Below are 8,048 nucleotides of genomic sequence, written 5' to 3'. Positions count from 1 at the left end.
TAAACCGGTCGCCCGCCGGCTCCAAACCAGTATCGCGGAACCATAGCAGGAAAATGCCGAGCCATAGAAGAGCCTCGCGACAAATTCAGGGAAGGTGCCTTGCCGCGCGCGCTGCAGCGCGCGATGCTCAGCCCGGAGTGAAGGTAGGGAACCACCGCCATGAGACGACCGTTTGCCCTTCTCGCACTTCTCGGCATGCTGGCTTTTCCCGTCGCCGCCGAGACGCCCGCCCGGTTGACCGTTACCGGTCAGGGTGTGGCGGAGGCCGCGCCCGACATGGCGACGATCACCCTTGGCGTCGCCCACGAGGCTGAAACCCCCGAGGCGGCAATGGACCGGGTTTCGGTCGATCTTGCGGCGGTGCTCGACAACCTGCGCGCTGCGGGAATCGAGCCGCGCGACCTGCAGACGTCGGGGCTCTCGCTGTCGCCGGTCTGGACCGGGCACGAGCAGGGCCAGCGGGCGCAGATCACCGGCTATTCCGCCTCGAACACGCTGAGTGTGCGGGTGCGCGAACTGGACGGGCTGGCCGGGACGCTCGATCGGGTGATTTCCGAGGGTGCGAACCGGTTCCAGGGGCTGAGCTTCGGGATGCAGAACCCCGAGCCGCTGCGCGACGAGGCCCGCCGCCGCGCCGTCTCCGAGGCGCTGCGCAAGGCCGCGCTGTTGGCCGATGCTGCCGGTCTGACATTGGGTCCGGTGCTGTCTCTTGAAGAAGAAGGCGCCGACATGCCGCATCCGGTCAGGTTAGAGGCCTCCCGGATGGGGGGCGACGCGGTCCCCGTCGCGCCGGGTGAACTGACCATCGAGGCGCGGGTCCGGATGGTCTTTGCCTTGGGCGAGTAATCCCGAGAAGGGCAGGGCGCGCCACCGCGCCCCGCCCGGACTGCCTCAGACCCTTGCCAGCGCCTGTTCCAGATCGGCGATGATGTCGGCGGCGTCCTCGATCCCGATCGAAACGCGCAGCGTATCGGGTGCGGCACCGGCGGCGACCTGCTGCGTCTCGCTCAACTGCCGGTGCGTGGTCGAGGCCGGGTGGATGATCAGCGAGCGCGTGTCGCCGAGATTCGCCACATGGCTGAACAGGTTGACCGCGCCGACCAGCCGGACACAGGCCTCATAGCCGTCCTTCAGCGCGAAGGTGAACAGCCCCCCGGCACCCTTGGGACAGATCCGCGCAACCCTTTCGTGCCAGGGCGAGGAGGGCAGCCCGGCATAGGTCACACGGGCCACCTTGGGATGGGATTCCAGCCAGCTTGCGACCTTGACCGCATTCTCGACATGGCGCTGCATGCGCAGCGACAGCGTCTCGATCCCCATCAGCGTGTAATGCGCCGCTTGCGGGTTCATCGTCATGCCGAGATCGCGCAAGCCCACGGCGATGCCGTGGAAGGTGAAGGCGAGCGGGCCGAAGGTCTCATGGAACTTCAGCCCGTGATAAGCGGGTTCGGGGTCGGAAAGCGAGGGGAACTTGCCGCTGGCCGACCAGTCGAAGCGCCCCGAATCGACGATGGCGCCCCCCGTGACCGTGCCGTTGCCCGTCAGATACTTGGTGGCCGAATGGACCACCAGCGTCGCGCCATGCTCGATCGGGCGGCAGAGATAGGGCGTGGCTGAGGTATTGTCGACGATCAGCGGCAGGCCGGCGGCGTCAGCCACACCCGCGATGGCGTCCAGATCGGTGATATAGCCGCCCGGATTGGCGATCGCCTCGCAGAAGATTGCGCGGGTGTCCTCGTCGATGGCGGCCCGCACCGCGTCCAGATCGTCGAAATCGACGAACTTGGCCGACCAGCCGAAGCGTTTGATCGTCTGGCTGAACTGCGTGACCGTGCCGCCGTAAAGCCGGGTCGAGGCGACCAGGTTCCGCCCCGGCCCCATCAGCGGGAACAGCGCCATGATCTGCGCCGCATGCCCCGAAGAACAGCAGATGCCGCCCACCCCGCCTTCAAGCGTGGCGATGCGTTCGGCCAGGACCGATACGGTGGGATTGGTCAGCCGCGAGTAGATATAGCCCACTTCCTGAAGGTTGAACAACGCCGCGGCATGGTCGGCGTCGCGGAACACATAGGCCGTGGTCTGGTAGATCGGCGTCTGCCGCGCGCCGGTGGCCGGGTCGGGCCGCGCGCCCGCATGCACCTGCAACGTGTCGAAACCGTATTGCGGAGCCTCGCTCATCGGAACTCTCCCTGTTGTCCGTTTGCCGCCAGCATTAGGCTATCGCCCGCAACCCGGCAACATGAGGGCGGGCAAAAGGACGGCCTTCCGCAGCTGCCGTCGGGCCCGGAACGCCGGCCCCGCGGCGCTGGTCCGGCCGGTCCGATCATCCGCCTGTCCCGCTCAGCGCATCCAGAGATTGTGGCGTTTCAGAATGCTGCGGATCGCCTGTTCGCGCCGGGGCAGGGCCGCGCGGTCGAACAGCGCCCGCGCCCTGGCGCCCTTGCCCTGATAGACGAAACGCTTGATCGGCTCATGCGCCTTGAGAACCTTCTTGACCCTGTTCGGGGCGCAGATCCGTTCCAGCAGGGCGATCACGCGGTCGCTTTCGCGGGCGAATAGCAGCGGCAACGTGCGCCAGTGACAGGTCATGTCGCCATCGAGCCCCGCAAGCTCCGGTCCCGGCCGCCCGCCGCCAAGCCCATGGATCACCAGCGGCAGCGCCACCTGGTCGAGCCATGGGTCCAGCGGCTGGCAGACCAGTTCCGGCGGCGGGTCGTCGCGGATCGCGGTCGCGATGTCAAGGAATCGGCGGCCGAACGTGACCGGGCAGCGATAAAAGAACCAGCCTGCGTTGAAATAGAGATAGCGCTGCCAGTAGTCGTCGGGCTGGCTCGGGTCAAGCGAACTGTCGAAATCCAGCCCGAACCGGTCATAGAGCGATTTCCAGATCGCGGACTGGCCCGGCCCGTAGGGCTCGATCACCGGCCATGTTCCCTCGCGCCGCATCGAGGCCGAGGGTCGGTCGAAATCGAACGGCACCCGCGACAGCGGTCCGGTAATCAGCGTGTCGGTGTCGAAGAAGATGAAGGGCCGATCCGACTCCAGCGCCAGCAGCGCCTCGATCTTGTTGCCCTGGGGATAGGCCGCCCCGAAGGCGCGGCTTTCGAATTCCAGGATCTCGGCTCCGAACTCCGACAGCACGTCGCGCGCGCCGGGATCGTCCATGCGCGGATCGGCGGGCCAGAGCGGCCCCGGCTGCGGCTCGGCCACGATCAGGCGGCCCGCGAAATCCGGGTCCGAGGCACGCAGCGAGGCGGCGAACAGCACTGCCTCGTATTGCAGCCGCCCGGCCTGGCCGACGATCACGATGTCGAACCTGCCGCCTGCTCTCGTCCCCGTCCCAGCCATCGGCCATGGTCCTGCCCGGTCGTTCAGGCCAGTATAGGCAGCCCGTCCGGGCCGGAAAAGCCGGTTCGGCCCGCTCAGCGCCGACGCATCTTGCACGACCTCAAGCGTCCCGAAGGCGCGCGCCAGTCGAGCCGGGCCTTGATCCGCGCGCGGTCACGCTCCTCGATCAGCGCCTGCCCCCGCGCGATCAGCCCCCGCGCCGCCAGCCCGGGCAGGGCCACGCCACGCGACAAGATCATCTGAATCACTCCGGTCATCCGCCTGTCTCCTTCGCATCGATTCCACGACGAGACTGGGGCAGGAATCTGGCGAAAATGTGGCAACAGGAATGTGGCGGCGGCCGCAAGAACGACCGCAGTTGAGCCAGCGCGCCGGGCCGTCAGGATGTGTCGGGAGGGGGAATGGTGGGCGACCCTGGAATCGAACCAGGCATGGGTCTCCCCGGCGGATTTACAGTCCGCTGCCGCACCTTGCAGCGCGTCGCCCTGAGTGAGGGGGTGGATACGCCGGGCTCCGGGGCGCGTCAACAGGAAAATCCCTTGCGGAGGGCGGACCAAGGCCCCAAGGTCCGCGCCAGTTTGCAAAGGGTCTGGACGTGGTGAAGAAACCCGCCTGGGTGATCGAGAAGGAACGCGCCCGGCGCGCGGCGGCGGCCTCGACGGTTTGGCTGTTCGGGCTGCATGCGGTGCGCGATGCGCTGGAAAACCCGCGCCGCGACAAGCTGCGGCTGATGGTGACGAAGAACGCGGCCGACCGGCTGGCAGAGGCCATCGCGGCCAGCGGGATCGCCCCCGAGATCTGCGATCCGCGCCGCTTCGACGCGCCGCTCGATCCCGGTTCGGTGCATCAGGGCGCAGCGCTCGAGGTGCGGCCGCTGGATTGGGGGCGGCTTGTCGATCTGTGCGTCGCGGGGCCGCGGGGGCGGGTCGTGCTGCTCGACCGGGTGACGGATCCGCATAACGTGGGCGCGATTCTGCGCTCGGCCGAAGTGTTCGGCGCGGCCGCCGTGATCGCGCCGCACCGCCATTCCGCGCCCGAGACCGGCGCGCTGGCCAAGACCGCCTCGGGCGCGCTGGAACGCCAGCCCTATCTGCGGGTGCCGAATCTGGCCCGCGCGATGGAGGAACTGAAGGAAATCGGTTACCGGCTGATCGGGCTCGATGGCGCGGCCGAGGCGACGCTGGCGCAGGTGCTGGCGGATCAGGCGGACGGGCCGGTGGGGCTGGTGCTGGGCGCCGAGGGGCCGGGGCTACGGCAACTGACGCGCGAAAGCTGCGATGCGCTGGCCCGGATCCCGGCCGCGGGGGCGTTCGGCTCGCTCAACGTCTCGAACGCGGCGGCCGTGGCGCTTTATGCTGCAACCGCCGATCCGGCCGGATAGGCCATGCCGCGACATTGCGCCTGCTCGACACGGCCCGATCACAGTTCGCTGAGCGCACTGGAAGCCGGGGCGCGCGCTTCCTACCTGATTACCCAGAGGGCAGGGCCCCGGAACGGTCCTGTCCTGCTTCACTGTCCCTCGTTCCGCGACTCGCGCCCGGGAGCAACCCGCCCGGGCGCTTTTTTGTGTCAGGCTCCGGGCCATGAAAGTCTATTCCGACGACTTCCTGAAAGAGACGCTGACCCAGTCGCGGGTTATCGCGGTCATGGGCATCTCGCCGAATCCGGTGCGGCCCAGCCATTACGTGGCCCGCTATCTCGGGCTGCGCGGCAAGCGGGTGATCCCGGTCAACCCGGGCCATGCCGGCAAGACGCTGTTCGGCGAGACGGTCCTGCCCGACCTGGCCGCGATTCCCGCCGGAATCCCGGTCGACATGGTGGATATCTTTCGCCGCTCCGAACATGTCCCCCCGATCATCGATGAGGCGCTGACGCATCTGCCCGCTTTGGCGACGGTCTGGATGCAGATCGGCGTCCAGAACCCCGAAGCCGCCGCCCGGGCCGAGGCGGCGGGCAAGCGGGTGATCCAGAACCGCTGCCCGAAGATCGAATACCAGCGCCTCTTCGGCGAGCTCCGCATGGGCGGGTTCGCGACGGGGATCATCTCGTCCAGGCTCTGACCCGAGGCCCCATGCCCGACATCCGGCGCCATATCACCCGCGACGTTCCCGTGGCGCACGTGGCCCAGACCCCCGACCAGGTGATCGCCGGGCTCCGCGGCACCAACCACCACGGGGTGGGCACGGTCATCGTGATCGAGGGCGGGGACAGGCTCCTCGGCCAGGTGCGGCTGGCCGAGATCTTCGCCGCCGCGGGCTCGCCGCTGTCGCTTGATCGGTTCGTGCAGGCCCCGCCGGTGACGATCGGCCCCGACACCGACCAGGAGGACGCCGCCTCCACGGCGATCCGCGAACCGCTGGTCTCGCTGCCCGTGGTGAATGCCGAAGGGCGATTCCCGGGCGCGATGCCGCCCCATGCGATCATGCAGGTCCTGCGCAAGGAACATGTGGAGGACCTGCACCATCTCGCGGGCATCTGGCGGCACACCGAGGACGCCCAGCGCGCGCTGACCGAGCCGCCCGTGGTGCGGATGCGCCACCGCCTGCCGTGGCTGATGATCGGGCTGGCAGGCAGCATGGTGGCCACCCAGGTCGTCTCGGGGTTCGAGGCCACGCTGGAACGGCATGTGGCGCTGGCCTTCTTCATCCCGCTGATCGTCTATCTGGCGGACGCGGTCGGCACCCAGACCGAGGCCATCGCGGTCAGGGGGTTGTCGCTGACCACGGGCGGGCTCAGGCGGGTGCTGCTGGGCGAGTTGGGCACGGGACTCCTGATCGGGTTTTGCCTCGCGCCAGCGGCGGCGGGGTTCGAACTCCTGATGTTCGGCCAGCCGGGGCTTGCCACCGTGCTGGGCGCCTCGATCCTCGCGACCTGCGCGATCGCAACCACCATCGGGCTGATGCTGCCTTGGGCGTTCGCCCGGATCGGCTGGGATCCGGCCCTGTCCAGCGGACCGATCGCCAGCGTGATCCAGGACGTGCTCAGCCTGCTGATCTATTTCCTGATCGCGTCGGCGGTGCTGGGCTAGCCGCGCGCCTGTTTCTCTGCAATGCCGCTTGTCCCCTCGCGGCGTTCGAGTTCGGCCAGAACGTCCGCCAGCGACAGGTCGCGGGCGGCCAGCATCACCAGCAGATGATAGAGCACGTCCGCCGCCTCGGCCGTCAGCCTCGCGCGGTCGCCCCGGACCGCCTCGATCACCGCCTCGACCGCCTCTTCGCCGAACTTCTCGGCGCATTTCTCGGGACCCCTGGCCAGCAGTCGCGCCGTCCACGAGGTCTCGGGGTCGGCCCCCTTGCGCGCCGCGATCGTGGCCGCCAGCCGGTCGAGCGCGCTCATGCCGGCCTCACGGGGATACCGGCCGCGGCCATGTGCGCCTTGGCCTCGCCGATCGTGTAGGTGCCGAAATGGAAGATCGAGGCGGCCAGAACCGCGCTTGCCCCCCCTTCCGTCACCCCTTCGACCAGATGATCCAGCGTGCCCACCCCCCCCGAGGCGATCACCGGCACGTCCACCGCCGCCACGATGGCGCGGGTCAGGTCCAGATCGAACCCCGCCTTGGTGCCGTCGCGGTCCATGCTGGTCAGCAGGATCTCGCCCGCGCCCTTGGCCACCACGGTCTTCGCGAACTCCACCGCGTCGATCCCCGTCGCCTTGCGCCCGCCATGGGTGAAGATCTCCCACTTTCCGGGCGCCACGCGCTTGGCGTCGATGGCGACCACGATGCACTGGCTGCCGAACTGCTCGGCCGCCTCGCGCACGATGTCGGGATTGGCGACCGCCGCCGAGTTGAAGCTGACCTTGTCGGCCCCCGCCAGCAGCAGCGCGCGCACATCCTCGACCGTGCGCACGCCCCCGCCCACCGTCAGCGGCATGAAGCATTGTTCCGCGCTGCGCCGGACCACGTCGAACATGGTGCCGCGGTTCTCATGAGTGGCGTGGATGTCGAGAAAGCAGAGCTCGTCTGCACCGGCCGCGTCATAGGCCCTGGCGGCCTCGACCGGATCGCCGGCATCGACGAGGTTGACGAAGTTCACGCCCTTGACCACGCGGCCGTCGGCCACGTCGAGGCAGGGGATGATGCGGGTCTTGAGCATGGGTGGCTCCTTTGGTGCCCTCATAGCCCGGGCGCGCGCGAGTTGAAAGCGTCGGAGGCGGGGCGCTGCCCCGCACCCCGGGATATTTGAGGCCAGAAGAAGATGCAAAGGGGCTTCTTCTGGCCGGAAATATCCCGGGGGGAGTCCGAAGGACGGGGGGCAGCGCCCCCCTTCGCGGCTTCAGCTGCGCAGCGCGACCAGCGCCGCGGCTAGGTCGAGCGCCCCGTCATAGAGCGCGCGCCCGGAGATCGCGCCGGAAATCACGCCGGTATCGCGCAAGCCGATCAGGTCGGCCAGCGACGACACGCCGCCCGAGGCGATCACCGGAATCGCCACGGCCCGGGCCAGGTCTTCCGTCGCGGCGATATTGGGTCCCGCCATCGCTCCGTCGCGGTCGATATCGGTGTAGATGATTGCCGCCACGCCGGCGTCCTCGAAGGATCGGGCGAGATCCGTGGCTGTCACCTTGGTATCTTCGGCCCAGCCCCTGGTTGCCACCTTGCCCTTGCGCGCGTCGATGCCCACCGCCACGCGACCCGGAAAGGCACGCGCAGCCTCGTGCACCAGCGCCGGGTTCTCCACCGCCACGGTGCCGAGGATCACCCG

10 protein-coding genes and 1 tRNA gene are annotated in these 8,048 nt (G+C 68.7%); 4 read left to right on the top strand and 7 right to left on the bottom strand.

Going from position 1 to position 8,048, the window contains the following annotated elements:
- The first annotated feature begins 159 nt into the window (after nt 1-159).
- Nucleotides 160-846 (top strand): SIMPL domain-containing protein, encoded by a 687-nt coding sequence (locus ENN83_RS16805; RefSeq protein WP_287188974.1) that lies wholly within the window; start codon nt 160-162, stop codon nt 844-846.
- Between the two features lie 45 nt (nt 847-891).
- On the opposite strand, the gene ENN83_RS16800 is transcribed toward ENN83_RS16805, so the two are convergent.
- The 4 genes from ENN83_RS16800 to ENN83_RS16785 form a co-directional block, all read right to left on the bottom strand.
- Nucleotides 892-2,178: an O-acetylhomoserine aminocarboxypropyltransferase/cysteine synthase family protein gene (locus tag ENN83_RS16800; protein WP_287188972.1), complete on the bottom strand. Its 1,287-nt coding sequence runs from the start codon at nt 2,176-2,178 to the stop codon at nt 892-894.
- A 162-nt stretch (nt 2,179-2,340) separates the two neighbouring features.
- Nucleotides 2,341-3,348 carry a hypothetical protein gene (locus tag ENN83_RS16795; RefSeq protein ID WP_287188970.1) on the bottom strand — a complete coding sequence of 336 codons (1,008 nt, stop codon included), beginning with the start codon at nt 3,346-3,348 and terminating at the stop codon, nt 2,341-2,343.
- Nucleotides 3,349-3,422: 74 nt separating this feature from the next.
- Nucleotides 3,423-3,605, bottom strand: a complete 183-nt coding sequence (locus tag ENN83_RS16790) for a hypothetical protein (protein ID WP_287188968.1) — start codon at nt 3,603-3,605, stop codon at nt 3,423-3,425.
- 145 nt (nt 3,606-3,750) lie between these two features.
- Nucleotides 3,751-3,834, bottom strand: a tRNA-Tyr gene (locus ENN83_RS16785).
- Nucleotides 3,835-3,946: 112 nt separating this feature from the next.
- On the opposite strand from ENN83_RS16785, the gene rlmB reads away from it, so the two are divergent.
- The 3 genes from rlmB (at nt 3,947) to ENN83_RS16770 (ending at nt 6,376) form a co-directional block, all read left to right on the top strand.
- A complete protein-coding gene (rlmB, locus tag ENN83_RS16780) occupies nt 3,947-4,729 on the top strand; it encodes a 23S rRNA (guanosine(2251)-2'-O)-methyltransferase RlmB (protein WP_287188976.1) in 783 nt (260 codons plus the stop codon).
- A 202-nt stretch (nt 4,730-4,931) separates the two neighbouring features.
- A complete protein-coding gene (locus ENN83_RS16775) occupies nt 4,932-5,408 on the top strand; it encodes a CoA-binding protein (protein WP_287188966.1) in 477 nt (158 codons plus the stop codon).
- An 11-nt stretch (nt 5,409-5,419) separates the two neighbouring features.
- Entirely contained in the window at nt 5,420-6,376 is a 957-nt protein-coding gene (locus ENN83_RS16770; RefSeq protein ID WP_287188965.1) for a magnesium transporter, read from the top strand.
- Here ENN83_RS16770 and ENN83_RS16765 read toward each other — a convergent pair.
- From ENN83_RS16765 to ENN83_RS16755, 3 genes are all read right to left on the bottom strand, one after another.
- Nucleotides 6,373-6,684, bottom strand: a complete 312-nt coding sequence (locus ENN83_RS16765; protein ID WP_287188963.1) for a phosphoribosyl-ATP diphosphatase — start codon at nt 6,682-6,684, stop codon at nt 6,373-6,375. The two genes, ENN83_RS16770 and ENN83_RS16765, sit on opposite strands and share 4 nt — an antisense overlap.
- Nucleotides 6,681-7,442, bottom strand: a complete 762-nt coding sequence (gene hisF, locus ENN83_RS16760; protein ID WP_287188961.1) for an imidazole glycerol phosphate synthase subunit HisF — start codon at nt 7,440-7,442, stop codon at nt 6,681-6,683. The genes ENN83_RS16765 and hisF overlap by 4 nt, the downstream gene beginning before the upstream one ends.
- A gap of 180 nt (nt 7,443-7,622) precedes the next feature.
- On the bottom strand, nt 7,623-8,048 hold a 426-nt coding region (locus ENN83_RS16755; RefSeq protein ID WP_287188959.1), incomplete at its 5' end, for a HisA/HisF-related TIM barrel protein.

Origin of the sequence: Rhodovulum sp. (assembly GCF_011048875.1) — a bacterium.
Taxonomy (GTDB): domain Bacteria; phylum Pseudomonadota; class Alphaproteobacteria; order Rhodobacterales; family Rhodobacteraceae; genus Rhodovulum; species Rhodovulum tesquicola.
Note: the sequence above shows the minus strand (reverse complement) of the source record. Positions and strands in the feature narration are given on the sequence as shown.

Bases quoted from the DNA above. Each gene is read 5' to 3' on its own strand.
- ENN83_RS16795 (WP_287188970.1), bottom strand. From the start codon at position 3,348: ATGGCTGGGACGGGGACGAGAGCAGGCGGCAGGTTCGACATCGTGATC.
- ENN83_RS16765 (WP_287188963.1), bottom strand. From the start codon at position 6,684: ATGAGCGCGCTCGACCGGCTGGCGGCCACGATCGCGGCGCGCAAGGGG.
- ENN83_RS16790 (WP_287188968.1), bottom strand. From the start codon at position 3,605: ATGACCGGAGTGATTCAGATGATCTTGTCGCGTGGCGTGGCCCTGCCC.
- ENN83_RS16800 (WP_287188972.1), bottom strand. From the start codon at position 2,178: ATGAGCGAGGCTCCGCAATACGGTTTCGACACGTTGCAGGTGCATGCG.
- ENN83_RS16775 (WP_287188966.1), top strand. From the start codon at position 4,932: ATGAAAGTCTATTCCGACGACTTCCTGAAAGAGACGCTGACCCAGTCG.
- hisF (WP_287188961.1), bottom strand. From the start codon at position 7,442: ATGCTCAAGACCCGCATCATCCCCTGCCTCGACGTGGCCGACGGCCGC.
- ENN83_RS16770 (WP_287188965.1), top strand. From the start codon at position 5,420: ATGCCCGACATCCGGCGCCATATCACCCGCGACGTTCCCGTGGCGCAC.
- ENN83_RS16805 (WP_287188974.1), top strand. From the start codon at position 160: ATGAGACGACCGTTTGCCCTTCTCGCACTTCTCGGCATGCTGGCTTTT.